23 protein-coding genes and 1 riboswitch are annotated in these 23,019 nt (G+C 60.4%); of the genes, 15 read left to right on the top strand and 8 right to left on the bottom strand.

Features of this window, described 5'->3' with window-relative positions; translation table 11 throughout:
* Positions 1-61: 61 nt before the first annotated feature.
* Positions 62-460, top strand: a complete 399-nt coding sequence (locus FRT59_RS10245; protein WP_080752902.1) for a DUF2177 family protein — start codon at positions 62-64, stop codon at positions 458-460.
* Here FRT59_RS10245 and FRT59_RS10240 read toward each other — a convergent pair.
* The gene (locus FRT59_RS10240) at positions 404-1,582 is read right to left on the bottom strand and encodes an MFS transporter (RefSeq protein WP_153871104.1); all 1,179 of its coding nucleotides are present in this window, start codon (positions 1,580-1,582) and stop codon (positions 404-406) included. The two genes, FRT59_RS10245 and FRT59_RS10240, sit on opposite strands and share 57 nt — an antisense overlap.
* A 104-nt stretch (positions 1,583-1,686) precedes the next feature.
* Here FRT59_RS10240 and ptrR point away from each other — a divergent pair, with 104 nt between their 5' ends.
* The gene (gene ptrR / locus FRT59_RS10235; protein ID WP_153871103.1) at positions 1,687-2,580 is read left to right on the top strand and encodes a putrescine utilization regulator PtrR; all 894 of its coding nucleotides are present in this window, start codon (positions 1,687-1,689) and stop codon (positions 2,578-2,580) included.
* A gap of 142 nt (positions 2,581-2,722) precedes the next feature.
* Positions 2,723-2,845 carry a PA1414 family protein gene (locus FRT59_RS27375; RefSeq protein ID WP_003193089.1) on the top strand — a complete coding sequence of 41 codons (123 nt, stop codon included), beginning with the start codon at positions 2,723-2,725 and terminating at the stop codon, positions 2,843-2,845.
* Between the two features lie 97 nt (positions 2,846-2,942).
* Here the strand turns inward: FRT59_RS27375 and FRT59_RS10230 are convergent, their stop codons facing one another.
* Together FRT59_RS10230 and speB are read right to left on the bottom strand one after the other, a co-directional pair.
* A complete protein-coding gene (locus FRT59_RS10230; protein WP_153871102.1) occupies positions 2,943-4,325 on the bottom strand; it encodes a sodium:solute symporter family protein in 1,383 nt (460 codons plus the stop codon).
* 161 nt (positions 4,326-4,486) lie between these two features.
* Entirely contained in the window at positions 4,487-5,437 is a 951-nt protein-coding gene (gene speB / locus FRT59_RS10225) for an agmatinase (RefSeq protein WP_198809651.1), read from the bottom strand.
* Between the two features lie 158 nt (positions 5,438-5,595).
* On the opposite strand from speB, the gene FRT59_RS10220 reads away from it, so the two are divergent.
* The 7 genes from FRT59_RS10220 (at position 5,596) to FRT59_RS10190 (ending at position 13,283) form a co-directional block, all read left to right on the top strand.
* On the top strand, positions 5,596-6,489 hold the full coding sequence (locus FRT59_RS10220) for a LysR family transcriptional regulator (RefSeq protein WP_153838138.1): 894 nt from the start codon (positions 5,596-5,598) through the stop codon (positions 6,487-6,489).
* A gap of 5 nt (positions 6,490-6,494) precedes the next feature.
* Positions 6,495-7,100, top strand: coding sequence for a tRNA-uridine aminocarboxypropyltransferase (locus FRT59_RS10215; protein ID WP_153871100.1), 606 nt, complete (start codon positions 6,495-6,497; stop codon positions 7,098-7,100).
* A gap of 140 nt (positions 7,101-7,240) precedes the next feature.
* Complete coding sequence (gene cysM, locus FRT59_RS10210) at positions 7,241-8,143, top strand: cysteine synthase CysM (protein WP_005790197.1); 903 nt, start codon at positions 7,241-7,243, stop codon at positions 8,141-8,143.
* Positions 8,143-9,495 carry a 23S rRNA (uracil(1939)-C(5))-methyltransferase RlmD gene (gene rlmD / locus FRT59_RS10205; protein ID WP_034117143.1) on the top strand — a complete coding sequence of 451 codons (1,353 nt, stop codon included), beginning with the start codon at positions 8,143-8,145 and terminating at the stop codon, positions 9,493-9,495. Before cysM ends, rlmD begins: the two co-directional genes overlap by 1 nt.
* Positions 9,496-9,635: 140 nt before the next feature.
* Positions 9,636-11,879 carry a GTP diphosphokinase gene (gene relA, locus FRT59_RS10200; RefSeq protein WP_034117142.1) on the top strand — a complete coding sequence of 748 codons (2,244 nt, stop codon included), beginning with the start codon at positions 9,636-9,638 and terminating at the stop codon, positions 11,877-11,879.
* Positions 11,879-12,712, top strand: a complete 834-nt coding sequence (gene mazG / locus FRT59_RS10195; RefSeq protein ID WP_034117141.1) for a nucleoside triphosphate pyrophosphohydrolase — start codon at positions 11,879-11,881, stop codon at positions 12,710-12,712. Before relA ends, mazG begins: the two co-directional genes overlap by 1 nt.
* Positions 12,713-12,737: 25 nt before the next feature.
* On the top strand, positions 12,738-13,283 hold the full coding sequence (locus FRT59_RS10190) for a DUF2058 domain-containing protein (protein ID WP_014719402.1): 546 nt from the start codon (positions 12,738-12,740) through the stop codon (positions 13,281-13,283).
* A 94-nt stretch (positions 13,284-13,377) separates the two neighbouring features.
* On the opposite strand, the gene FRT59_RS10185 is transcribed toward FRT59_RS10190, so the two are convergent.
* The 4 genes from FRT59_RS10185 to purM all read right to left on the bottom strand — a co-directional run bounded on the left by FRT59_RS10185 (position 13,378) and on the right by purM (position 16,262).
* Entirely contained in the window at positions 13,378-13,566 is a 189-nt protein-coding gene (locus FRT59_RS10185; RefSeq protein ID WP_034117140.1) for a hypothetical protein, read from the bottom strand.
* A 265-nt stretch (positions 13,567-13,831) separates the two neighbouring features.
* Positions 13,832-14,545: a DUF3108 domain-containing protein gene (locus FRT59_RS10180; protein ID WP_034117139.1), complete on the bottom strand. Its 714-nt coding sequence runs from the start codon at positions 14,543-14,545 to the stop codon at positions 13,832-13,834.
* Between the two features lie 8 nt (positions 14,546-14,553).
* On the bottom strand, positions 14,554-15,204 hold the full coding sequence (gene purN / locus FRT59_RS10175) for a phosphoribosylglycinamide formyltransferase (RefSeq protein ID WP_153871099.1): 651 nt from the start codon (positions 15,202-15,204) through the stop codon (positions 14,554-14,556).
* Positions 15,204-16,262: a phosphoribosylformylglycinamidine cyclo-ligase gene (gene purM, locus FRT59_RS10170; protein WP_005790182.1), complete on the bottom strand. Its 1,059-nt coding sequence runs from the start codon at positions 16,260-16,262 to the stop codon at positions 15,204-15,206. Before purM ends, purN begins: the two co-directional genes overlap by 1 nt.
* A 352-nt stretch (positions 16,263-16,614) precedes the next feature.
* Between purM and FRT59_RS10165 the strand changes: the two genes are divergently transcribed.
* From FRT59_RS10165 to FRT59_RS10145, 5 genes are all read left to right on the top strand, one after another.
* A complete protein-coding gene (locus FRT59_RS10165; protein WP_153871098.1) occupies positions 16,615-17,655 on the top strand; it encodes a DUF2066 domain-containing protein in 1,041 nt (346 codons plus the stop codon).
* Between the two features lie 55 nt (positions 17,656-17,710).
* Positions 17,711-18,784, top strand: a complete 1,074-nt coding sequence (locus FRT59_RS10160; RefSeq protein ID WP_034117136.1) for an AI-2E family transporter — start codon at positions 17,711-17,713, stop codon at positions 18,782-18,784.
* A gap of 204 nt (positions 18,785-18,988) precedes the next feature.
* Positions 18,989-19,693 (top strand): DnaA regulatory inactivator Hda, encoded by a 705-nt coding sequence (gene hda, locus FRT59_RS10155; protein WP_003193052.1) that lies wholly within the window; start codon positions 18,989-18,991, stop codon positions 19,691-19,693.
* 209 nt (positions 19,694-19,902) lie between these two features.
* Positions 19,903-20,532, top strand: coding sequence for a C40 family peptidase (locus FRT59_RS10150; RefSeq protein ID WP_153838135.1), 630 nt, complete (start codon positions 19,903-19,905; stop codon positions 20,530-20,532).
* A 144-nt stretch (positions 20,533-20,676) separates the two neighbouring features.
* A complete protein-coding gene (locus FRT59_RS10145) occupies positions 20,677-21,216 on the top strand; it encodes a C40 family peptidase (RefSeq protein ID WP_153838134.1) in 540 nt (179 codons plus the stop codon).
* Between the two features lie 75 nt (positions 21,217-21,291).
* Here the strand turns inward: FRT59_RS10145 and FRT59_RS10140 are convergent, their stop codons facing one another.
* Entirely contained in the window at positions 21,292-22,605 is a 1,314-nt protein-coding gene (locus FRT59_RS10140; RefSeq protein ID WP_153871097.1) for a PQQ-dependent sugar dehydrogenase, read from the bottom strand.
* A 99-nt stretch (positions 22,606-22,704) separates the two neighbouring features.
* Positions 22,705-22,950, top strand: a riboswitch (cobalamin riboswitch).
* Positions 22,951-23,019 lie beyond the last annotated feature (69 nt).

The following is a 23,019-nucleotide window of genomic DNA, read 5'->3' as shown; positions in this document are numbered from 1 at the left end:
GCAGTGTGGCGTCGGATGTACGTTTTTCGCGAGCAAGCTCGCTCCTACAAAGGCTTGTGTCATGTCCAAGAGAACGCTGTTCGCCTACCTCGGTACCTTGCTCGCCTTCCTCGTGCTTGACGGCCTATGGCTCGGTGTCCTGATGGGCCCTACCTACAAATCCCTGCTCGGCCCGCTGATGCTTGATCAGCCGCGCCTGTTGCCTGCGGTATTGTTCTATCTCCTGTATGTGCTCGGTTGTGTAGTGTTGGTGGTCTTGCCCAGTGCAAGTTGGCAACGCGCTGCGCGTTCAGGCGCCTTGCTTGGCCTGGTGGCCTACGGCACTTATGACTTGAGCAACTGGGCCACGCTTCAAGGCTGGTCGGCCGGGTTGGCGGTGATGGACATGGCGTGGGGCACCTGCTTAACCGCCGTTTGCTGCGCTGTCGGCTACGTGTGTGCACATCGGATGCACCGGTAGTGGGCGGTTGATCAGTACTGAGCCCGCCAATAACAAACCGGCACCGGCAACCACCAGCGCCGGCTGCAGGCCACCACTGAGGTGGCTGCTCACCGACGCCAGCAACGGCCCGCTCAGTTGGCCGATGGCAAAGCTGGCAGTCAGCAACCCAGTGCTGCGTTGATAGCCGTGGGGCGCGACCTCCCGCAAGCGCGCCATCACCAGTTGCATGCACGCCAGGAAGGGCGCGCCGCACAGCAATACACCGAGCGCCAGGCCCCAACTATTGCCGAGCAGGCAAGCGAACACCCCCGCCGCTTGCAGCCATAAGGTCGCCATCAGCCAGCGGCGGGTGGTGTGCGGTTTTTTGCGGCGCAGGCTAGTCACCACTACACCCAGTGCGGCCGCCAGGCCAAAGCAAGGCCAGAACAGATCGGCTTGCCAGGCGCCTTTGAACTGCGCGTTGGCCATCTGCGAGAGAAAGGTCGCCGGGATGATGTAGCCCAGGCCGTACAAGAAGTAAATCCAGCACAGGTGCACGATGCTGCCGTTGTTGCCCGCGCTCGTCGCCTGTGTGACTGCGATGGTCGGCTTCGGTAAAAACGGTAGGATCGCCAGCAGCATAAGCAGCGCAACCAGGCCGTAGACTAGCCACAGCGTGGCAGAACTTTGCCCCATCAGGTTCGAGCCCAGCGCTAGCACACCCGTCAGTAAAATCCCCAGCCCAGGTCCGGCAAATATCAACGCGCCCAGGCGGGGCCTGCCGGCGGCAATCGCCAGTGGCTGGCTCAAACTGGTGATCATCACCAACACCCAGGCGCTGGCCACGCCGGTGCCGAAGCGCAACACCAAGTGTGGCCAGAACCCATCGGCCCAGTACGACGCCAGTGTCAGCAATACGCAGAGCCACAGCCCGCCGTAGAGGCGCCCGCGTACATGGTGGTGGCTGCGGGCGAAGATCGAGTCCACTGCGCCAACGAAGTAGCCCAGGTAATTGGCAGCTGCGATCAACCCGGCACCGGTCAGGTCGATCTGGCCTTCGCTGAGCAAATGCGGCATTTGCGGGGTGAGGGCGAAGCGGCCAATGCCCATGGCCATCATCAGGGCGATAAAGCTGGCGAGTAAGCGAATCAGCGGTGACATGCTCAGGTTTCCTACAAGAAAGCGAATGACTTGTAGGCTAGGGCGGATTGATTTTCTGTTAAATTGAATAATAGTGAGTAACTTGTTCAGTTTTGGAGAAGGGTATGGAGTTCAGTCAATTCCGGATTTTCCAAGCCGTGGCAGAGGAGGGCTCCATCACCCGTGCGGCCGAGCGCCTGCACCGCGTGCCATCGAACCTGTCAACCCGGCTAAAACAGATGGAGGAGCAACTCGGCGTTGAACTGTTCGTACGCGAACGCCAGCGCTTGCAACTTTCTCCTGCGGGCAAAGTGCTGCTGGACTACAGCACCCGACTGCTGGCGTTGCACGACGAAGCCCATGGCGCCGTTCAAGGTGGGCAACCGGCCGGCGATTTTGTATTGGGCAGCATGTACAGCACCGCCGCGATTCATTTGCCCAAGTTATTGGCGCGCTATCACAAGGCTTACCCGATGGTGAACTTGCAGGTGCAATCGGCGCCCAGCGGGGAATTACTGGAAGGTTTGATCACGGGCCGGCTGGATGCGGCCTTGGTGGACGGCCCGTTGACGATCGCTGCCCTGGATGGCGTACCGCTGTGCGAGGAGCGCCTGGTATTGATTTGCGAGGCCGATCACCCGCCGGTACGCGGTCCCCAGGATGTGGCTGGCCGTTCGGTGTTCACTTTCCGACGCAGCTGCGCCTACCGCACGCGCTTGGAAACCTGGTTTTCCCACGAGCGCGTGGCCATGGGGCGCGCTATCGAGATCGAATCCTACCAAGGCATGCTCGCTTGCGTGATCGCCGGTTCAGGGGTGGCATTGATGTCCGAATCGATGCTCGACAGCCTTCCGGGAAAGGACAGCGTGTCCGTTCATCCGCTGACCGGGCCTTTTGCCACTGCTACCACTTGGCTGATGTGGCGAAAAGGTATGCTCGGCGCTAACCTCAATGCATGGATCGACCTGCAGCAAGAGGGCAGAGCAGCGCATTTGCCAGACACCCGCGCGACGGCGTGAACGTTCCGTCAGGATTCGGATCAATCCAGTAATAGTTCGTTGTGGTTTCGTTCAAGCATTGCGTAGGACTTAGGGCTACTATCACTGTAGGAAACGGCGACAGAACTCACGCCGACCAGCATTACCCTCAAAGGGGGCAACCATGAAAGAGAAAATCCAGAACTGGCTCCACGATCTTGGCGTTGCGCTGGGCTTGATCGAGCCACCGCTGCAACCGGTGCCGATCCGTACGGATGATGAGCAGCGTCGGCCACGCCGCCGCTAAGCACTCGCTCTCACAATTGTCGTGTGCAGGGCCAAAAAAACGGGCGCGACCTCCGACGTCGCGCCCGCTGAAGTAACTCGCTAGATCCTTTTATAGCTCAAACTGTCCGAGCCGCCACCGTCTGAGGTCGGCGCGAGAGCAAGCTCACCAACACAAAACTCACCAGCGCTACTGCCAGGCTGTAGTAAATCGGCGTGTTAGCGTCCAGCCCATCCTTGAACATAAACACCAGTGCGGTCACGAAGCCCAGGCTCATGGAGGTGATTGCTCCCGAAGTCGTCGCCCGTTTCCAGAAGATCGCGCCGATCAATGGCACCAACATACCGCCGACCAACAGGTTATACGCCAGGGTCAGGGCGCTGAGCACGTCGTTCACCACCAGGGCGATACCCAGTACGGCAATGCCAGTCAACAGGGTGAACAGGCGGTTGATGCGCAGGCTTGATTGCTTGCCGCCGCGCAGCCGAGGCAGCAGGTCTTCGGTCAATACGGTGGAGGCGGCGAGCAGTCCGGCGCTGGCGGTGGACATCATGGCGGCCAGCGCGGCGGCGATCACCAGGCCACGGATGCCGTCCGGCAACGAGGCCTTGACGATGGCGGCGAAGGCATTGTTGACGTTATCCAGGTCCGGGATCAGTACGTGTGCCGCCATGCCGATCAGCGCACAGGCCAGGCCGTAGAGGATGCAGTAGAAACCGGCGAAGGTGCCGGCGTACTGGGCGACCTTTTCGTCACGGGCAGTGAACACACGCTGCCAGATATCCTGGCCGATCAGGATGCCGAAGAAGTAGATCATGAAGTAAGTGATGATCGTGTCCCAGCCGATAGCGGTGAAGCTGAAGTTCGACGCGGGTAGCTTGGCCACCAGTTCATCCCAGCCACCGACGCGGTACAGGCAGATAGGTAGCAGGATAAACATCAGGCCGACAGTCTTGATCACGAACTGCACGATATCGGTGAGGGTCAGCGACCACATGCCACCGATGGTCGAATACACCACCACCACGCCACCGCCCACCAGCACCGACATCCAGAAGGGCAGGTCGAACAGCACTTGCAGCACGGTGCCGATAGCCAGGATCGAGGTCACGCCGATCATCAATGCGTAGGCGAGCATGATCACCGCACTGGCCTGGCGGGCCATGGGGTTGTAGCGTTTTTCCAGGACCTGGGTGACGGTAAAGATTTTCAGCTTCAACAGCGGCTTGGCCAGGAACAGGTTGAGCGCAATGATCCCCGCACCCAGCGCGGCACACAGCCAGAAACCTGAAATACCGTGCACATACCCAAGGCGCACGGTGCCGACGGTGGAAGCCCCACCCAATACCGTAGCGGCCATGGTGCCCATGTACAGCGACGGGCCGAGGTTACGGCCGGCCACCAGGTAGTCTTCGTGGGTCTTGGCGCGGCGCATGCCGAAGTAGCCGAGCACGAGCATGCCGGCGGCGTAGAGGAGTACGACGAATAAATCCAAAGCCATGACGGTTCTCCGATTATCTTTTTTATGGGTGATCAGGCGGCAGCCGGCTCCGTAAACACGCGAGCAAAAGTCAGGTATATCGAGGGATGGGGGGCTTTGTGACCCCCGTAGTTGTTAGGGTGGAAGGACTTTGTTGTTATTTCATACCCTGTGCGCGCTTATCAGCGATGCGTCACACCAGGCAGTACGCAGAGCATCTCGTACAGCAGGTTGGCGCCCAGCAACGAGGTGTTGCCGGTGGTGTCATAAGGCGGCGAAACTTCTACCAGGTCGCAACCAATCAGGTCGAGGCCCTGACAGCCGCGGATGATTTCGATGGCCTGGATGGTGGTCAGCCCGCCGATTTCCGGGGTGCCGGTGCCGGGCGCCCAGGCGGGGTCGATGCCGTCGATGTCGAAGCTCAGGTACACCGGGCCACCGCCGACTTTCTCGCGCACTTCAGCCATCAGCGGCGCGAGGGAGTGGTGCCAGCATTCTTCGGCCTGTACGACGCGAAACCCCTGTTTGCGGCTCCAGTTGAAGTCTTCGGCGGTGTAGCCCTGGGCGCGCAGGCCGATCTGCACCACGCGGTCGCAATCGAGCAAGCCTTCTTCCACGGCGCGGCGGAAGGTGGTGCCGTGGGCGATTTTCTCGCCGAACATATGGTCGTTGACGTCGGCATGGGCATCGATGTGCACCAGCCCGACCTTGCCGTGTTTCTTGTGGATCGCCCGCAGGATCGGCAGGGTGATGGTGTGGTCGCCGCCCAGGGTCAGGGGGATCACGTCATGCTCGAGGATTTCATCGTAGGCTTCTTCAATGATGCGCACGGCGTCGAGCAGGTTGAAGGTGTTGATCGCCACATCGCCGATATCGGCCACCGACAGCGAATCGAACGGTGCCGCGCCGGTGGCCATGTTGTACGGGCGAATCATCACTGACTCGGCACGGATCTCCCGTGGGCCGAAACGCGTACCGGCGCGCAACGAGGTGCCGATATCCAGGGGCACGCCGATAAAGGCCGCATCCAGGCCCTTGGCGGTTTGCAGGTGGGGAAGACGCATCATGGTGGCGATGCCGGCGAAGCGCGGCATTTCGTTGCCGCCCAGTGGTTGGTGGAAAATCTTGTCCACGGATTGCCTCATCGTTGTTTTGTTTATTAGGGGCCGATTCTGCGAAAAGCCTGGCGTAGGAAGAATCGGCAGGGGCAAATACTTAGTTCAGATTTTTCTGAACTAAAGCTTGAGGTAAACTCGCCCCCACAGGTTTTTTGTGTGCCTCTGGAGACCCCATGGCCAACGCCTTGCCCGACCTGAAACTCCTGCGCATCTTCGTCAGCGTCGTGCGCCACCAGGGGTTCGCCAACGCCCAGCACGAACTCAATCTGTCGACGTCGGCGATCAGCACTTACATGAGCCAGCTCGAATCAGCCCTGGGCCTGGTGCTGTGCCATCGCGGGCGCGGCGGCTTCAGCCTGACCAGCAAGGGCGAACTGTTTTATCAGGAAACTCTGCGCCTGTTGGGCGAACTGGAAGGCTTCGAGCAGTACGCTGCTGCATTGAAAGGCGAGCTGCGCGGTACTCTCAAGCTCGGCGTGCTCGACTCCACCGTCAGCGACAAGGCCTTGCCCTTCGCCGAAGTCATCGGCGCCTACAGCCTGGAGCACCCGGCGGTACACCTGCATCTGTCGGTGATGAGTCCCTACGAACTGCAGCTGGGCGTGCAGGACAACCGTCTGGACCTGGCCATCGGCGCCTTTTCCAATCGTATGAGCGGGCTGATCTATATGCCGCTGTACCGCGAGCAGCACTGGCTGTATTGCAGCAATCGGCACTCGTTGTTCAACGAGCGGCGCATCCCCGAGCAGGTCATCACTCAGCAACGCATGGTCGGGCGCGGCTACTGGAGTCAGGCCGAGCTGGCGCGCCACGGTTTCAAGCACAGCGCCGCGACGGTGGAAAGTATGGAGGCGCAACTGATCCTGGTGCTGTCCGGCGCCTACATCGGCTACCTGCCCGAACACTATGCACAAGCCTGGGCCGACAAGGGCGACCTGCGCGTCTTGCTGCCGGCCACTTTTGGCTACCAGGCACCGTTTTCAATGATCATGCGCCGTGGCCGCAGCCGCGAACCGCTGATCCAGACCTTCCGTGACTTGCTCAAGACCCAGCTCAATCAGGCCTGAAAATCATGTCCAGACCCCAATGCCCGCGCTGCCTCAGGCCGACCACTCACTGTCTCTGTGCGCTGATCCCCAGCCTCGACAGCCGCACCCGCGTATTGCTGTTGCAGCACCCGAGCGAGGTCAGCCATGCGCTCAATACCGCACGGTTGGCGGCGTTGGGCCTGAATAATGCGCAGTTGGTAGTGGGGGAGGTGTTTGATGATCTGGCGACGTTATTGAACCCGCCTGGGTACCAGGCGCGGCTGCTGTTTCCTGCCGATGACGCCCAGCCTTTGCAAGTCTATGCGCCCGGTGATCTGCCGCTGTTGCTGGTGGTGCCCGATGGTACCTGGCGCAAGGCACGCAAACTGCTGCACCTCAATCCTCTGCTGGCGGCGTTGCCCCGGGTGGCATTGGCTGACGGCGGCATCTCCCGGTATCGCTTGCGCAAGGCACCGGGGCCTGGAGCCTTGTCGACAGTCGAAGCGATCGTGCAAGCGCTGCAGGTAATGGAAGCGCCAGCATCGTTCGAGCTGCTGCTCAAACCCTTTGAGGCACTGATCGAAGGGCAGATTGCTGCGATGGGTGAAGAGGTTTTCCAGAGAAATCATGGCGACGGGCGGCAGGAATAACAGGTTTATCGAGGCGTCTGCACAGCCAACACTTGATTGGCTTATTTCTATAAGCAATAAGCACCACACTTTGCGTGATATGGCCCGTCGGCCTTTCCCGGTATGATGTTCGCCCCCGCAGTCTGGATTGCGAATACGCCATGACCTTGCAGTACCCAACAATCGCCGATTGCGTCGGCAACACGCCCCTGGTCCGCTTGCAACGCATGGCGGGTGAAACCAGCAACACCCTGTTGCTCAAGCTCGAAGGGAACAACCCGGCCGGCTCCGTCAAGGACCGCCCGGCGTTGTCGATGATCGCCCGCGCCGAGCTGCGCGGGCAAATCAAGCCCGGCGACACCCTGATTGAAGCCACCTCGGGTAACACCGGGATCGCCCTGGCCATGGCCGCGGCGATCAAGGGCTACAAGATGGTGCTGATCATGCCCGACAACGGCAGTGCCGAGCGCAAGGCGGCGATGACCGCTTATGGCGCCCAGCTTATTCTGGTGAGCCAGGAAGAAGGCATGGAAGGTGCCCGTGACCTCGCCGAACGCATGGCCGCCGAAGGCCGTGGCGTGGTGTTGGACCAGTTCGCCAACGGTGACAACCCCGAGGCGCACTACACCAGCACCGGCCCGGAAATCTGGCGCCAGACCCAGGGCACCATCACCCATTTCGTCAGCTCCATGGGCACCACCGGTACCATCATGGGCAACTCGCGCTACCTCAAGGAGCAGAACCCGGCGATCCAGATCGTCGGCCTGCAACCGATGGAAGGCGCGGCCATCCCGGGCATCCGCCGCTGGCCTGAAGAGTACTTGCCGAAGATCTACAACGCCACGCGGGTAGACCGCATCATCGACATGGCCCAGCGCGAAGCCGAAGACACCACGCGCCGCCTGGCCCGTGAAGAAGGCATCTTCTGTGGCGTGTCCTCTGGTGGCGCCGTGGCCGGTATGTTGCGCTTGTCCAAGGAAGTGGAAAACGCGGTGATCGTCGCGATCATCTGTGACCGAGGCGACCGCTACCTGTCGACCGGCATTTTCGACGAACCCAACTGATGGCCAAGCACGAGAGGGGCCTGCGCTTCCAACCGACGGGCGGCAGCCGGGCCCCGCAGATTCCAGTCGGCAAGAAACAGCGCCTGACTATCGAGCGCCTGGCCAATGATGGCCGTGGCATTGTGTTCTTTGAAGGCCGTACCTGGTTCGTGAATGGTGCGCTGGCCGGCGAAGAAGTCGAAGCACGGGTATTGGGCACCCATGGCAAAGTAGTGGAAGCCCGCACCGAGCGGGTGTTCAAGGCCAGCGAACTGCGTCGCCCCGCACCCTGCGCCCACGTTGGCCGCTGTGGCGGCTGCAGCGTGCAGCACCTGCCCCATGATCAACAACTTGCCCTGAAACAGCGCATGCTCGCCGAGCAACTGTCCCGGGTGGCGGGTGTCGAACCGCAAGAGTGGGCGCCGCCTTTGAGCGGGCCGGAGTTCGGTTATCGGCGCCGTGCCCGCGTGGCCGTGCGCTGGGATGCCAAGGCGAAAAAACTCGAAGTGGGTTTCCGTGCCGTGGCCAGCCAGGACATCGTCGCCATCGATGAGTGCCCGGTGCTGGTACAGGCCTTGCAACCGATCATGCAGCGCTTGCCGAATATGCTGCGGCGCTTGAGCAAACCGCAGGCGCTGGGGCATGTGGAGCTGTTCAGCGGTTCGTCCATCGCCGTGTTGCTGCGGCATATGGCGCCGTTGTCGGAAGCCGACCTGCTGATCCTGAAAGAATTCTGCACCTTCCATGGCGCTCAATTGTGGCTGCATGGCGAGGGCCAGCCGGAGCCTGTCGAGCCCGACCAGGCCCTGGGCTTTCGCTTGGACGCCTGGGATCTTGAGCTGGCTTACCGACCGGGAGATTTTGTGCAGGTCAACGCCGGGGTCAACCAGGCGATGGTCGCCCAAGCCCTGGAGTGGCTGGCGCCGCAGGCCGACGAACGGGTGCTGGATCTGTTTTGCGGCCTGGGCAACTTTGCCTTGCCACTGGCTCGCCAAGTGCGCGAAGTGGTGGCGGTGGAAGGTGTGCAGGCCATGGTTGAGCGTGCGGCACTCAATGCCCAGAGCAACAATGTGCATAACGCGCAGTTTTTTCAGGCGGATTTGTCCCAGCCTTTGACAGACGCAGAGTGGGCCAAACAGGGCTTTTCTGCGGTACTCTTGGACCCACCCCGCGATGGTGCCCTGGAGGTTGTGCGCAAGCTCGCCACCCTGGGCGCCAAGCGCCTGGTGTATGTGTCCTGCAACCCGGCCACGCTGGCGCGGGACACGGTTGAGTTGGTCAAGCAAGGCTACCGGCTAAAGCGTGCCGGGATCCTCGACATGTTTCCGCAGACCGCGCATGTCGAGGCCATGGCATTATTTGAAGCGGGCTAGGATGCCCGTTTAATCCGACCGGCCTGTCGTCTCCAGAGCGAGTGATCTGCCAGGGAGACCGCAGTGTGAGCTTTAGTGATAAAGCAGACCGGCGATGATTTTTGACGCATCTAAAGTGCGTCGTAGGGAAGGTAAGCAAGATGGTACAGGTGAGAGCACACCAGCCGATCAACACCGACGGCAGTATCAATCTCGAGGCATGGCTGGATCATGCCGTCAGTGTCGACCCGGCACTGGACCGTGAAGCCTTGAAAGCAGCCTGCGAGTTCGCTCGTGAGTCTGAACAGCAAGACAATGCAGCCAAGAACCTGTGGGCCGAAGGCACTTCAAGCTTTCGCACCGGGTTGGAAATCGCCGAGATCCTCGCCGATCTCAAGCTGGACCAGGATTCGCTGATCGCAGCCGTGCTCTATCGCGGCGTGCGTGAAGGGCATATTGCCTTGCCACTGGTCAGTCAGCGTTTCGGCGCCGTGGTGGCCAAGCTGATCGACGGCGTGCTGCGCATGGCGGCCATCAGCGCCAGCCTCAGCCCGCGCCAGTCGATGGTGCTGGGCACCCAGGGCCAGGTGGAAAACCTGCGCAAGATGCTGGTGGCGATGGTCGATGACGTACGCGTCGCGCTGATCAAGCTGGCTGAACGTACCTGCGCGATCCGCGCAGTGAAGACCGCCGACGACGAGAAGCGCAACCGCGTCGCCCGCGAAGTCTTCGATATCTACGCGCCGCTGGCCCACCGCCTGGGTATCGGCCATATCAAGTGGGAGCTGGAGGACCTGTCCTTCCGCTACCTCGAACCCGACCAATACAAGCAAATTGCCACGCTGCTGCACGAACGGCGCCTGGACCGCGAGCGCTTTATCAGCGACGTGATGGGCCAGCTGCGTTCCGAGTTGCAGGCCACAGGCGTCGAGGCCGACATCAGCGGCCGGGCCAAGCATATCTATTCCATCTGGCGCAAAATGCAGCGCAAGGGTCTGGCCTTCAGCCAGATCTACGACGTGCGTGCGGTGCGCGTACTGGTGCCGGAAATGCGCGATTGCTACACCGCGCTGGGTATCGTCCACACCCTGTGGCGCCACATCCCCAAGGAATTCGACGACTACATCGCCAACCCCAAGGAAAACGGCTACCGCTCGCTGCACACTGCGGTGATCGGCCCCGAGGGCAAGGTGCTGGAAGTACAGATCCGCACCCACGCCATGCACGAAGAGGCCGAGCTGGGCGTGTGTGCGCACTGGCGCTACAAGGGCACTGACGTCAAGGCCGGGTCCAATCAGTACGAAGAGAAAATTTCCTGGCTGCGTCAAGTGCTGGAATGGCACGAGGAACTCGGCGACATCGGCGGGTTGGCCGAGCAACTGCGTGTCGACATCGAGCCGGACCGGGTCTATATCTTCACCCCCGACGGCCACGCCATCGACTTACCCAAGGGCGCCACGCCGCTGGATTTCGCCTACCGCGTGCACACCGAAATCGGGCATAACTGCCGGGGCGCCAAGATCAACGGGCGCATCGTGCCGCTCAACTACAGCCTGCAAACCGGCGAACAGGTCGAGATCATCACCAGCAAGCACGGCACGCCGAGCCGCGACTGGTTGAACCCGAACCTGGGCTACATCACCACCTCGCGGGCGCGGGCGAAGATCGTCCACTGGTTCAAACTGCAGGCACGCGACCAGAACGTCGCCGCCGGCAAAACCCTGCTTGAACGCGAATTGGCGCGCCTGGGCCTGCCCCAGGTGGACTTCGACAAGCTGGCTGAAAAAGCCAACATGAAGATCGCCGAAGATATGTTCGCCGCCCTCGGTGCCGGCGACCTGCGCCTGGCGCAACTGGTCAACCTGGCCCAGCAACTGGTCGAGCCGGAGCGCGGCAACGAGCAGCTGGAACTGATCCCGCGCAAGGCCAACGGCTACAAGCCTGGCAAGCGGGGCGATATCCAGATCCAGGGCGTGGGCAACCTGATGACGCAAATGGCAGGCTGCTGCCAACCGCTGCCGGGCGACGCCATCGTCGGCTATATCACCCAGGGGCGTGGCGTGAGCATTCACCGCCAGGATTGCGCCTCGGTGCTGCAACTGGGCGGGCGCGAGCCGGAGCGGATCATCCAGGTCAGCTGGGGCCCGGTGCCGGTGCTGACCTACCCGGTGGACATCATCATTCGTGCCTACGACCGTTCCGGTTTGCTGCGTGATGTCTCGCAAGTGCTGCTCAACGAGCGGATCAACGTGCTGGCGGTCAACACCCGGTCGAACAAGGAGGACAACACCGCGTTGATGTCCCTGACCATCGAGATTCCGGGCTTGGATGCGTTGGGGCGGTTGCTGGGGCGGATTTCGCAGTTGCCGAACATCATCGAGACGCGGCGTAATCGCACACCATGATGTATTCACTTGAAGACTTGCTGCACCTGATGAACCGCCTGCGGGACCCGCAATACGGGTGCCCGTGGGACATCAAGCAAACCTACGCCACCATCGTCCCGCACACGCTGGAAGAAGCCTACGAAGTCGCCGACGCCATCGAGCGCGGCGACTTTGATCATCTGCAGGGAGAGCTGGGCGACCTGCTGTTCCAGGTGGTGTATTACAGCCAGTTGGCGCGGGAAGAAGGGCGCTTCGAATTTGCCGGGGTGATCGACAGCATCACGCGCAAGCTGATCCGGCGCCATCCCCATGTGTTTCCCACCGGCGACCTGTATGCGCCGCTGGATATCCCGCAATTGAGCGAAGAGCAGGTCAAGGAACGCTGGGAGCAGATCAAGGCCGAGGAGCGTGCAGAAAAATCCGACGCGCCGGAGCAGCTTTCCCTGCTGGATGATGTACCCGCTGCCTTGCCGTCCTTGTCCCGTGCCGCCAAATTGCAAAAGCGCGCCAGCCAGGTCGGTTTCGACTGGCCGGCCGCCTTGCCGGTAGTAGACAACGTGCGCGAAGAGTTGGACGAAGTGCTCGAAGCCATGGCCGATAATGATCCGCAGGCCATTGCCGATGAAGTCGGTGACCTGCTGTTTGCCGCAGTCAACCTGGCGCGTCACCTCAAGGTCGACCCGGAAGCCGCGTTGCGTGGCGCCAATGCCAAGTTCGAGCGACGTTTCCGATTTATCGAACAGGCATTGCGCGATACCCACCAACCCATAGAAGATTGCACCCTCGAAGAGTTGGACGCCCTGTGGGGCGAAGCCAAACGTCAGGAAAAGAATGTGTCCAGCTGCGGTTGAGCAGTTGCCTAAGTGAGTAAGCACCATGAGCCTTTCCCTTCGCGACCAGTTGCTCAAAGCAGGTCTGGTCAACCAAAAGCAGGCCAAGCAGGTCGGCAAAGAGAAACAGAAGCAGCAGCGCCTGGTCCACAAGGGTCAAGCTGAAGTCGATGACACCCAGGCACGCCTGGCCGCCGAGGCCCATGCCGAGAAGGTCAAGCGTGACCAGGAGCTGAATCGTCAGCAACAGGAAAAGGCCGAGGCCAAGGCCCGTACGGCCCAGGTCAAGCAACTGATCGAGACCTCGCGCTTGCCCAAGCTGACGACCGAGGACTACTACAACTTCGTGGATGACAAGAAGGTCAAGCGCCTGTCGGTCAACACACTGATGCGCAACAAGCTGAGCAACGGCTCCCTGGCCATCGTGCACCACGGTGGCGGCTACGAGGTAATCCCTCGAGAAGCAGCGCTGAAGATCCAGGAGCGGGCGCCGGAACGTATCGTGCAGCTCAACATCCTCACCGAAAGCCAGGTACCGGATGAGGATGATCCTTACGCCGCGTACCAGATCCCGGATGATCTGATGTGGTAAGGCTGTAGAAACAACAAACCCCGCTTAAAAGGCGGGGTTTTTGTTTGTAGACGGCCCGGCTGCGTGGGCCGGGCGTCAACATGATTTCAGAGCTTCAGGAGCTTTTTGCCTGGCGTTGCAGTTCGAGAGTTTCGAGCTCGTTTTTATAATTGTGGGCGTCGTTCTCGTTGTGAAACATGCCGACCAATACGTCTTGCTGATGGACATCCCAGATGTGAATCCCGTGGCCTACTGCTTCATGGGACATATGTTCATCGTCGCGTTCAGTTACTTTTACAGTCATCTGCTTGCTCCAATCTCTGGTTGATCTGCGGCAAGTCGTCGCAGGCCTCTTTTATATTATTTGTTAGCTTGCTAAGTAAACGGGTTTTACGCGCAACAATTCATTGCAGCAAACGCAACAATCCCGCAGGCCGCGTAAACCGTGACATTGCGCCGCAGGGCCATGAGTTTTATGACAAAAGTTTCATGTTCGACGCTTCACATAAAAATCCCCAGGCAAAAAAAAGCCCCGCATTCAGCGAGGCTTTCCCAGCACATCAGCGCAATCAGCTGCCCTTGACGGCCTGACCATCAACAGTGCCATCCTGCAGCATGATGTTGTATTCCTTGCCATCAGTCTCAACCTGACGCAGGGCCACCAGAATGCCGCCTTGGTCCTTGGCAAACCACATCTGGGTAATGCGCTTGCTCTGCGATGGGTCACGCACGCGCTCGACCTTGATCGCGTCGATTGAGCCTACCTTGGTCTGGACCTTTTCCGAGCCGATAACGCGGAAGTCGTAGGTATCGGTATCAGTGCCTTCGACCACACGATAGCTCATGCTTTTCTTGCCAGCGGCCACATCGCGCTGCAAGGCGAGCTGGTAGGTGGACTTGTCGAGCATGGCGCTTTCAAGCGTGACATTGACCGGGTCTTTATTTTCAAAGCCGGTCACTTTCTTGGCGCTCTGGTCGAAGTCCAGATTGATTTTCTTCGCCTTGCCCAGCCCGCCGCGCTCGAAGCTGTAGCTCTTGGGTTGCAGGGTGTCCTTGTCGAACAGGATCACGCTGGTTTCGGTCAGGCTGGCAATCATCATCGAGGCCTTGAAGTTCAAGGTCCAGGTGCCGTCGCCATTCTTGACCAGGCTGCGTTCAGCCGAACCACTCATGGGCAGCTGCTTCCAGTCGGCGGTGTAGCTGACGGAGAAAGGGTGAAGGTCTGCCGCTTGTACGGCAGGCAAAGCGAACAGCGCAAAAGCGAAGAGCAGGGCGCGACGCATAAAATCTCCTAGGTTCGAATCAAGTGGCCGCTGGCCGCGAGTAACTGACCGTCCAATAATGCACCTTGGTCACCGAGAATCAACCGCCCCTCGGCAAACCAGCGAACAGCCAGCGGGTAAATCCTGTGTTCCTGGGTATGAACCCGTTGCGCAAGTGTCTGCGCCGAGTCGCCTGACTCTACCGGAACCACTGCCTGTACGACCAGAGGCCCGCCATCGAGTTCCTCCGTGACAAAGTGCACGCTGCAGCCATGCTCGCTGTCACCGGCGTCGAGGGCGCGCTGATGGGTATGCATACCTTTGTACTTGGGCAGCAGGGAAGGGTGGATATTGAGCAAGCGCCCCTCGTAGTGCCTTACGAAATCTGCGCTGAGGATGCGCATGAAGCCGGCAAGCACCACGAGTTTGGGCGCGAAGGCGTCAATCAGTTCGATCAAGGCGCTGTCGAAGGCCTCGCGACCCTCGAACGCCTTGTGATCCAGAGAGCGGGTGTCGATACCCGCGTCCCTGGCGCGTTGCAGGCCGTAGGCGTCGCTGCGGTTGGAAATCACCGCAGCGATGCGCACTGGGCTGTCGCCAGTGCGCGTGCTATCGATCAGGGCCTGCAAGTTACTGCCGGTGCCGGAAAGCAGCACCACGACATCACAGGTTGCAGGCATCAGTGTGCCTTAAGGTTCTTCAGTTCAACCTGGGCCGCGCCTTCCGGGGCGGTTGCGATCTGGCCGATGACCCATGGCTGTTCGCCGGCTTCACGCAATACGTTCAGCGCGGTTTCCACGTGCTCTTGTGCCACGCAGATGACCATGCCCACGCCGCAGTTCAGCACGCGGTGCATCTCGGTTTCGTTGACGTTGCCTTTTTCCTGCAGCCAATCGAAGACCGCCGGGCGCTGCCAGCTGGCCACGTCGACAATCGCCTGGGCGCCTTTTGGCAGGACGCGCGGGATGTTGTCCAGCAGGCCACCGCCGGTGATGTGGGCCATGGCCTTGACTGCGCCAGTGTCCTTGATCAGCTTGAGCAATGGCTTGACGTAGATACGGGTCGGGGCCATCAGCAGGTCGGTCAGTGGCTTGCCGTCGAGCTGGATGTTCTCGATGTCGGCGCCGGACACTTCGATGATCTTGCGGATCAGCGAGTAGCCATTGGAGTGCGGGCCGGACGATGGCAGGGCGAGCAGGGCGTCGCCGGCAGCCACTTTGGAGCCGTCGATGATCTCGGCTTTTTCGACAACACCAACGCAGAAGCCCGCCAGGTCGTAGTCTTCGCCTTCGTACATGCCTGGCATTTCAGCGGTTTCGCCGCCGACCAGGGAGCAACCCGACAGTTCGCAGCCAGCGCCGATGCCGGTCACGACTTGGGTCGCGGTCTCGACATTGAGCTTGCCGGTGGCGTAATAGTCGAGGAAGAACAACGGCTCGGCGCCGCACACCACCAGGTCGTTGACGCACATCGCAACCAGGTCGATGCCGATGCTGTCGTGCTTGTTCAGGTTCAGGGCCAGGCGCAGCTTGGTACCCACGCCGTCGGTGCCGGACACCAGTACAGGCTGCTTGTAGCCGGCCGGGATTTCGCAGAGGGCGCCAAAACCGCCCAGGCCGCCCATGACTTCGGGGCGCGCAGTGCGCTTGGCGACGCTCTTGATGCGTTCGACCAATGCTTCACCGGCGTCGATGTCTACACCGGCGTCCTTGTAGCTCAGGGAGGGTTGCTTGCTCATGATCCAGGCCTTTAGGGGGGATTTCTGGGTAACGACCGGGCGGGCGCAGGCTTTTGGAAAAGGCCCTGCCGTTGACGGTCTGCGAAGGCGCGCGATTTTATCAGGCTTGAGGGGCAGCGGCCATCCTCGGGCCGACGGGCAGGGCCATATAGGTAGAAAACCGCTTAAAAAATGCTGATCGGCTCTGCTTGGGTGGCTGTTAAGGTATAGCCTTGAACCGGCTATCGTTATGACAGTACAAAAACTTACCGAGGCCCTGTGAATGTTTTGCTGGCTGCTGTGGTCACAGCCCTGCCAAGCCGAGTTCACGCGGGCTGTTCCAGCCGCTAAATTTGTCGTTCGGGAATCTTAAATGCGTCTGTGTAAATTCTTCTTTGTAGGCTGCTTGTCGTTGGTCAGCCTGGCGAGTCATGCCGAAACCCTCAATGGACTCTATCAAGTGCTCGAACCGGTCAGCAGCCAGTCGCCCCAGGAACGCGACCAGGCTACCCAGCGTGCCGTGCAGACCCTGGTGATCCGCCTGACCGGCGACGCCAAGGCCGCCGATGGCCCGGGCTTTGCGGCGATCCGCAAGGACCCGCAGCAAATCATCAGCCAGTACGGCTACGACGCCGGCCCACCGGAAAGCCTGCAAGTAGACTTCGACCCGGTCAGCACCGACCGTGCCTTGCGTGAGGCGGGCTTGTCTATCTGGGGCAGTAATCGGCCGTCGATCCTCGGTTGGTGGCTGAACGATTCTACCGAAGGCAGCAGCCTGGTCGGCGACGGCCAGGCCGTTGCCCAAGCGCTGCGCCGGGCCGCGCAACACCGTGGCTTACCGCTGCGCTTGCCGCTGGGCGACCTGGATGAGCAGGTCGTTGCCACGGCGCCGAATCTCGAAAGTGCCGACGCTACGCCCTTGCGTGCAGCCTCCGAGCGCTACGGCGCCGATGCTTTGCTCGCCGTGCATGCGCGTCAGGAAGGTAATCAGTGGCAGGCCAACTGGCGCCTATGGCTGGGTGACAAGGCCGAGCAGGGCGCCGCCCAAGGGGCTGACACTGCCGCGCTGGCCGACGCTGTAATGCTGGCGGTCAGCCAAAAGCTGGCGCCGCGCTTTGCGGTCAAGCCGGGGGTGAGCAGCGAGCAATTGCTTGAGGTGCAGGGCATGAACCTGGAGCGCTACGCCGCACTGGGCCGTTTGCTGGAACCCTTTGGTGGTCAGCCGCAGTTAGTGGATGGCAATCGCATTGTGTATCGCGTCCATGGCAGTGCCGATCAACTGCGTACCCAATTGAGCCTGGCCAAGCTGCAGGAGATCCCTGCTGGCGAAGTCCCGGCCCAGCAACCCGTGGTGGATGGCACGCAACCGGCAGTTGCACCTGAGCCCCAGGCGCAATTACGTTTTCGTTGGTAAATAGTGTTTCTTCTTCTATATAGAAGAAGGGCGTAGATAACAGATGGAGTGGTGTATGGCGGATACGCGTCGTTGGGTGTGGCTTGGCGGGATTGTCCTGCTGTGCGGTTTTGTGTTCTTGCTGCATTCGATCCTGACGCCGTTCCTGGTGGCGTTGCTGCTCGCCTATCTGTTCGATCCCGTGGTGGATCGCCTGGAAAAAGCCGGCATGTCACGCACCTGGGGCGTGGTCACGGTGTTTGCGCTGTTCACCCTGATCATCACGGCGCTGGTGTTGATACTGGTGCCGATGTTGGCCAAGCAGCTGTTTCGCCTCTATGAACTGGCGCCGCAGATGCTCGACTGGTTGCAGCACACGGCAATGCCGTGGGCACAGTCCAAGTTTGGGCTGGCGGATGGTTTCTGGAAGTTCGACAAGGTCAAGGCGGCCATCAGCGAACATATGGACAAGACCACCGACATCGTCAGTGTGGTGCTCAGCCAGGCGACCGCTTCAAGCCTGGCGCTGATCGGTTGGTTGACCAACCTGGTGCTGATCCCGGTGGTAGCGTTCTACCTGCTGCGGGACTGGGACATCATGATGGCCAAGATCCGCAGCCTGCTGCCCCGTGACCGTGAAGAACGCATCGTTTCCCTGGCTGGTGAGTGCCATGAGGTACTGGGTGCATTTGTCCGCGGCCAATTGCTGGTAATGCTGGCCCTGGGGGTTATCTATGCCGCTGGCCTGATGGCGATCGGCCTGGAGCTGGGGCTGTTGATCGGCCTGATCGCGGGCCTTGCGGCCATCGTGCCGTATATGGGTTTTGTGATTGGCATCGGTGCGGCGCTGGTTGCCGGGTTGTTCCAGTTTGGTGGCGACCTCTACCCGATGCTGGGGATTGTCGCGGTGTTCATGGTCGGCCAGGCCCTCGAAGGCATGGTGCTGACACCGCTGCTGGTGGGTGACCGGATTGGCCTGCACCCGGTGGCGGTCATCTTTGCGATCCTGGCGGGTGGCGAGTTGTTCGGCTTTACCGGCATCCTGCTGGCGCTGCCAGTGGCGGCGGTGATCATGGTGCTGGTGCGTCATGTTCACGACTTGTACAAGGATTCCGACGTATACACGGGCGTTGATGAGCCCGATCTGTAATCGCGATGTCACAAACCCGGCCAAGGCCGGGTTTGTTGTTTCTGGCGCCGGGTGCGTCAAACATTCCGCGTAAATCTGCCGAGTTAACGCAAACCTTTGATTTTGCTTGTGGTCTGCTGCATTGTGCGCCCGGCGTCACGGGTATAAACTTTGCAAACTTTACATAGAGGCCACTAACGGTTCGATGGGAGCCGTTCAGTCAGCATGAAACCGATTCAGCTGCCCCTAGGTGTGCGTCTGCGTGACGACGCTACCTTTATCAACTACTACCCAGGCGCCAATGCCGCTGCACTCGGCTATGTCGAGCGGCTCTGCGAAGCCGACGCCGGGTGGACTGAAAGCCTGATCTATCTGTGGGGCAAGCATGGCGTGGGGCGTACCCACCTGCTGCAGGCCGCGTGCCTGCGTTTCGAACAGATGGGCGAGCCGGCGGTGTACCTGCCGTTGGCCGAGTTGATGGACCGCGGTATCGGGATCTTCGACAACCTTGAGCAATATGAGCTGGTGTGCCTCGACGACTTGCAGGCAGTAGCGGGCAAGGCGGAGTGGGAAGAGGCGCTGTTTCACCTGTTCAACCGCCTGCGCGACAGCGGCCGCCGCCTGTTGATCGCGGCTTCTACGTCGCCTCGTGAGCTGCCGGTGAAGCTGGCCGACCTCAAATCGCGCCTGACCCTGGCACTGATCTTCCAGATGCGCCCATTGTCCGACGAGGACAAGTTGCGTGCCCTGCAACTGCGCGCATCCCGTCGCGGCCTGCACCTGACCGACGAAGTCGGGCACTTCATCCTGACCCGTGGCACCCGCAGCATGAGCGCGTTGTTCGATTTGCTCGAACAGCTCGACCAGGCTTCGTTGCAGGCCCAAAGGAAATTGACGATCCCTTTCCTGAAAGAAACCTTGGGTTGGTAAGGTATTGATTTCCCATGGTTCGGCACTTTTCAGGCGTCAGAAAACCTGCGTTTGAGCCCGGCGGGCCACGCAGTTGCAGGGATAAATTGAATTACGGCTTAGATGTCATAGTCGAAACCAGAAGTCACATAGATCGCGATTGAATTTGCAAATCGATGTGATAGAGGGCATAGTCTCGGCTTCTTTACACATCAGCCACGGTCGTGCCCATGCTAAATCGCTTCGCACCCCTCGTGCCTCTCGCACTCGTTACCCTGTTGTTTGGTTGCGCCTCCCACCCTCAACAGGTGGTTGAGCAGCAGAAACCACAACAACAGACTCAACAGAAATTCGTCGCCGCGCAGTCTTCCACTGTCTATGAAGAAGAGCTGGCAACCGAGAAGGAACTGGCCGATTTCTCCGGCAGCAAGCCTTATCAACTGCCTCTGCTGGCCGACAGCATCCTTGAACGCGGTAAGTCCCTGATCGGTACACGTTACCGTTTTGGCGGCACCTCTGAAGCCGGTTTCGACTGCAGTGGTTTCATCGGCTACCTGTTCCGTGAAGAAGCCGGCATGAATCTGCCTCGCTCGACTCGCGAAATGATCAACGTGGATGCACCGTTGGTCGCACGGAACAACCTCAAGCCGGGTGATCTGCTTTTCTTTAGTACCAGTGGCCGCGGTCGTGTCAGCCATGCCGGTATCTACCTGGGCGATAACCAGTTTATCCACTCCAGCAGCCGCCGCAGTGGTGGTGTTCGGGTAGATAACCTGGGTGACAGCTACTGGAGCAAAACCTTCATCGAAGCCAAGCGCGCACTCGCCATGGCCCCGACTGCGGTTACCGCTAGTAAGTAAAGTTAAAGTGATACTTGAAGTTTGACGTGTAAGCGCTAGAATTCCTGGACATTGTTGTCATCCGTTCGCGCGAGCTTTGCTTGCGCGTTCTGGTTTTCAACGTTCGGCAGCGAAAGCCGCATCCAGACCAGGATTGTTCTGCACATGTCGACCTCGGCCCGCCTGATTCTTATTGTTTGCGCCGCGCTGCTCAGCGCCTGCGCTAGTCGCCCGCCGCCGCCCGCTCCTGTAGCGGCCAAGCCTAAGCCGGTGTTCAACTACGCCACCCAGAATTTCTCGCCTGCTGCCGAAGACGTGCTCTTCCGTGCGCTGGGCCTGGTCGGCACGCCTTATCGCTGGGGCGGCAATACACCGGACTCGGGTTTTGATTGCAGCGGCCTGATCGGCTTTGTGTTTCGCGATGCCGCCGGCATCTCCCTGCCGCGCACCACCCGTGAGCTGATCGTGATGCGTGCCCAGGACGTCAGTGAGCAGAACCTGCAAACCGGCGACCTGCTGTTCTTCGCCACGGGCGGTGGTTCACGGGTCAGCCATGCGGGGATCTATGTCGGGGAAGGGCGCTTTGTGCATGCGCCGCAAACCGGCGGTACGGTGAAGCTCGATACGCTATCCAAAGCGTATTGGCAGAACGCTTACCTGAGTGCCAAGCGGGTGTTGCCGGGGAATCTGGCACGCAATCCTTGAAAGCAGCGGTAAGCTTCAAGCTCTAAGCTGCAAGAGGGCGCAACGCCTGCTTGCAGCTTGCAGCTTGCAACTCTGCTATTTAGCAGCCGACACCCGCCACACCTTATTCCCCACATCATCCGCCACCAACAAATCTCCCTGCTGGTCGATCACCACGCCTACCGGCCGACCCATGGCTTTCTCGTCGCTGTTGAGAAACCCGGTCAGCACATCCACCGGTTGTCCTTTCGGCTGACCGCCTTCAAACGGCACGAAAATCACCTTGTAACCACTGTGCGGCTTGCGATTCCACGAACCATGCTGGCCAATAAATGCGCCGTTGCTGAACTGCGCGGGCAGTTTGTTGCCCTCGGCGAAGGTCAATCCCAAAGAGGCTGTGTGAGGGCCTACCGCATAGTCTGGCGCGATGGCCTTGGCGACCAGGTCCAGATTTTGCGGGGTGACGCGCACATCTACATGCTGGCCGTAATAGCTGAAAGGCCAGCCATAAAACCCGCCATCCTTGACCGAGGTGATGTAGTCGGGCACCAGATCGCTACCGATCTCATCGCGCTCGTTAACCGCGGTCCACAGTTTGCCGCTCTGTGGCTCCCAGGCCATGCCATTGGGGTTGCGCAGGCCAGAGGCAAAAATGCGGTGCTGGCCGGTAGCGCGGTCGACTTCCCAAATCGCGGCGCGGCCCTGTTCTGCCTCCAAGCCGTTTTCGCCAACGTTGCTGTTGGAGCCGACGCTTACATACAGCTTGCTGCCAGCCTTGCTGGCGACCACGTTTTTGGTCCAGTGGTGGTTCAAAGGGCCACCCGGCAAATCCACGACAGTGGTGCCTTGGGCTTTGATCGCGGTTTCACCTGGCTGGTAGGGAAAGCGCAGTAACTTATCCGAATCCGCCACATACAGGTCGTTGCCCACCAGCGTCATGCCAAAGGGCGAATTGAGATTCTCCAGAAACACCGTGCGGGTTTCCGCCACGCCGTCGTGATCGGCGTCGCGCAATAACGTAATGCGGTTCGGGCTCGGCACGCCTGCGCCGGCACGCCCCATGACTTTTTCCATCACCCAGCCACGCACGCCCTTGGAATCATCCGGCTTGGGCGGTGCATTGGTCTCGGCCACCAGCACGTCACCGTTGGGCAACACGTAGAGCCAGCGCGGGTGATCCAGGCCCTCGGCGAACGCGGCAACCTGGGTGCCAGCGGCGGCCGTTGGCTTGGCGCCTTCAGGCCAGCCAATGGCCGGGGCGATATTGACGGTGGGGATCAGGGTCTTGTTCGGCTCCGGCAGTTTGGGCGAGGGCCCGGTGCCGTCGGAGACCTGCAGGGTAGAGCTTTCACCGCAGGCCGCGAGGCTGCCTGCGAGCATGATCAGTAAGGCGAGTCGGGTTTTATGCATGGTTTTCTCCTTAATACCTGTAAGGGTAGAGAAGCACGGCGTGCGGATGGTTCAAGTACAGAGCCAGCTTTAATTGACGCTCCACCCCCAACCCACTAACCTTCGCGGCTTGTTCCAGGTGCTCTGTGGCGTACGCGTCGACAGAGTGAAACAGGGAAGCCGGTGAGTGAGCGCACTTGTACACAGTGCTGCCGCGATTCCGGCGCTGCCCCCGCAACGGTAAATGAGTCAAGACGGTGCTGTTTGCCACTGTATCGCCCGCGATATGGGAAGGCGCGCCCTCGGCTGCTTCGATAAGACGCGCCACTCATGAGTCCGGAGACCGGCCTTGAACATTCAACAGCATCACGGTGGGCGATGCTTGGCTGTCTGTTTTTTCTTTTTCCTGCCCGCCGTTTTTGTCCAGCCCCAACG

Source organism: Pseudomonas haemolytica, assembly GCF_009659625.1.
In the GTDB taxonomy this organism is placed as follows: Bacteria; Pseudomonadota; Gammaproteobacteria; order Pseudomonadales; family Pseudomonadaceae; genus Aquipseudomonas; species Aquipseudomonas haemolytica.
The sequence above is the reverse complement of the archived record's forward strand: the minus strand, read 5'-3'. Positions and strand labels throughout refer to the sequence as shown.

Excerpts from the sequence above, each read along its gene's own strand:
- FRT59_RS10245 (WP_080752902.1), top strand. The coding sequence starts at position 62 with ATGTCCAAGAGAACGCTGTTCGCCTACCTCGGTACCTTGCTCGCCTTC.
- FRT59_RS10240 (WP_153871104.1), bottom strand. The coding sequence starts at position 1,582 with ATGTCACCGCTGATTCGCTTACTCGCCAGCTTTATCGCCCTGATGATG.
- ptrR (WP_153871103.1), top strand. The coding sequence starts at position 1,687 with ATGGAGTTCAGTCAATTCCGGATTTTCCAAGCCGTGGCAGAGGAGGGC.
- FRT59_RS27375 (WP_003193089.1), top strand. The coding sequence starts at position 2,723 with ATGAAAGAGAAAATCCAGAACTGGCTCCACGATCTTGGCGTTGCGCTG.
- FRT59_RS10230 (WP_153871102.1), bottom strand. The coding sequence starts at position 4,325 with ATGGCTTTGGATTTATTCGTCGTACTCCTCTACGCCGCCGGCATGCTC.
- FRT59_RS10220 (WP_153838138.1), top strand. The coding sequence starts at position 5,596 with ATGGCCAACGCCTTGCCCGACCTGAAACTCCTGCGCATCTTCGTCAGC.
- FRT59_RS10215 (WP_153871100.1), top strand. The coding sequence starts at position 6,495 with ATGTCCAGACCCCAATGCCCGCGCTGCCTCAGGCCGACCACTCACTGT.
- cysM (WP_005790197.1), top strand. The coding sequence starts at position 7,241 with ATGACCTTGCAGTACCCAACAATCGCCGATTGCGTCGGCAACACGCCC.
- rlmD (WP_034117143.1), top strand. The coding sequence starts at position 8,143 with ATGGCCAAGCACGAGAGGGGCCTGCGCTTCCAACCGACGGGCGGCAGC.
- relA (WP_034117142.1), top strand. The coding sequence starts at position 9,636 with ATGGTACAGGTGAGAGCACACCAGCCGATCAACACCGACGGCAGTATC.
- mazG (WP_034117141.1), top strand. The coding sequence starts at position 11,879 with ATGTATTCACTTGAAGACTTGCTGCACCTGATGAACCGCCTGCGGGAC.
- FRT59_RS10190 (WP_014719402.1), top strand. The coding sequence starts at position 12,738 with ATGAGCCTTTCCCTTCGCGACCAGTTGCTCAAAGCAGGTCTGGTCAAC.
- FRT59_RS10185 (WP_034117140.1), bottom strand. The coding sequence starts at position 13,566 with ATGACTGTAAAAGTAACTGAACGCGACGATGAACATATGTCCCATGAA.
- FRT59_RS10180 (WP_034117139.1), bottom strand. The coding sequence starts at position 14,545 with ATGCGTCGCGCCCTGCTCTTCGCTTTTGCGCTGTTCGCTTTGCCTGCC.
- purN (WP_153871099.1), bottom strand. The coding sequence starts at position 15,204 with ATGCCTGCAACCTGTGATGTCGTGGTGCTGCTTTCCGGCACCGGCAGT.
- purM (WP_005790182.1), bottom strand. The coding sequence starts at position 16,262 with ATGAGCAAGCAACCCTCCCTGAGCTACAAGGACGCCGGTGTAGACATC.
- FRT59_RS10165 (WP_153871098.1), top strand. The coding sequence starts at position 16,615 with ATGCGTCTGTGTAAATTCTTCTTTGTAGGCTGCTTGTCGTTGGTCAGC.
- FRT59_RS10160 (WP_034117136.1), top strand. The coding sequence starts at position 17,711 with ATGGCGGATACGCGTCGTTGGGTGTGGCTTGGCGGGATTGTCCTGCTG.
- hda (WP_003193052.1), top strand. The coding sequence starts at position 18,989 with ATGAAACCGATTCAGCTGCCCCTAGGTGTGCGTCTGCGTGACGACGCT.
- FRT59_RS10150 (WP_153838135.1), top strand. The coding sequence starts at position 19,903 with ATGCTAAATCGCTTCGCACCCCTCGTGCCTCTCGCACTCGTTACCCTG.
- FRT59_RS10145 (WP_153838134.1), top strand. The coding sequence starts at position 20,677 with ATGTCGACCTCGGCCCGCCTGATTCTTATTGTTTGCGCCGCGCTGCTC.
- FRT59_RS10140 (WP_153871097.1), bottom strand. The coding sequence starts at position 22,605 with ATGCATAAAACCCGACTCGCCTTACTGATCATGCTCGCAGGCAGCCTC.